At 46.2% G+C, this 569-nt stretch carries 2 tRNA genes; both read right to left on the reverse strand.

Going from position 1 to position 569, the window contains the following annotated elements:
• Positions 1-404 precede the first annotated feature (404 nt).
• Positions 405-486: transfer RNA gene (locus KHB02_RS29665), tRNA-Leu, on the reverse strand.
• Between the two features lie 6 nt (positions 487-492).
• A tRNA-Cys gene (locus tag KHB02_RS29670) sits at positions 493-566 on the reverse strand.
• Between the last annotated feature and the right edge of the window lie 3 nt (positions 567-569).

Consider the following 569-nt stretch of genomic DNA (forward strand, 5'->3'; position numbering starts at 1 on the left):
GACCGGTCCGATGTTTTTTTCAAGAGTTGCGGCGCATTGAAAGGCTATATGCGACCGGTCCGCTGATTTCTTCAAGAGTTGAGGCGCATAGAAAGGCTATATGCTACCGGTTCGCTAATTTCTTCAAGAGTTGAGGCGCATAGAAAGGTTATATGCTACCGGTTCGCTAATTTTTTCAAGTGTTGGGACGCATAGAAGAGCCATATGCGACCGAACCGCTCATTTTTTAAGCGTTACGGCGCATAGAAAAGCCATATGCCACCGGACAAGTAATTTTCCAAAATGGTTCGTCTCTATTGCGAGGCAATAAGTTATTCCTTCTTAATTAGTTATTCGGCCAGCACTAATCTTTTCGAAAAAAGCCAAATAAAAAACACTCACATTATATATGAGTGTTTTTATGATACCGGTGGTCGGGGTCGAACCGACACTCCTCACGGAACACGATTTTGAGTCGTGCGCGTCTGCCAATTCCGCCACACCGGCATAATATGGAGGCGGCAACCGGATTCGAACCGGTGGTAAAGGTGTTGCAGACCTGTGCCTTACCACTTGGCTATGCCGCCATA

The organism is Neobacillus citreus, from assembly GCF_018343545.2.
In the GTDB taxonomy this organism is placed as follows: domain Bacteria; phylum Bacillota; class Bacilli; order Bacillales; family Cytobacillaceae; genus Neobacillus; species Neobacillus citreus.